A 562-nucleotide genomic window follows, 5' to 3' on the forward strand; every position below is an offset into this window, starting at 1 on the left:
CGTTGCAGCCACTACCCAAAAAATCCACATTTTTACAGATTAGCCGATAAATATGGTTTTTATGTAGTGGATGAAGCTAATATTGAAACCCATGGTATGGGAGCAACCAACCAAGGATTAAATAATAATTTGAAAGATCAAGCAGTGCATCCTGCTTATTTGCCAGAATGGAAAGGGGCGCACATGGACAGAACAATACGTATGTTTGAACGTAGTAAAAACCATGTATCTATTGTAACATGGTCTTTAGGAAATGAAGCAGGAAATGGTGAGAACTTTTTTGCAACGTACCAATGGTTAAAAGCACAAGATACTACAAGACCAACACAGTATGAAGGTGCTACACAATATTCTAATACAGATATACAACCCCCTATGTATTGGCCTATTGAAAAAATGATTGCTTATGCAGAAAATAACCCAACACGTCCCTTAATTCAATGTGAATATGCGCATGGCATGGGTAATAGTGTAGGTAATTTACAAGATTATTGGGATGTTATTGAAAAATACGACATCATGCAAGGTGGTTTTATTTGGGATTGGGTAGACCAAGGCATTT

At 37.0% G+C, this 562-nt stretch carries 1 protein-coding gene; it reads left to right on the forward strand.

Annotated elements, in window-relative coordinates; genetic code table 11:
* Positions 1–562: glycoside hydrolase family 2 TIM barrel-domain containing protein (locus ACFFU9_RS16275; protein WP_379862536.1), on the forward strand; the 562-nt coding region annotated here is incomplete at both ends.

Source organism: Mariniflexile ostreae (assembly GCF_042427585.1).
Lineage (GTDB): Bacteria > Bacteroidota > Bacteroidia > Flavobacteriales > Flavobacteriaceae > Pseudalgibacter > Pseudalgibacter ostreae.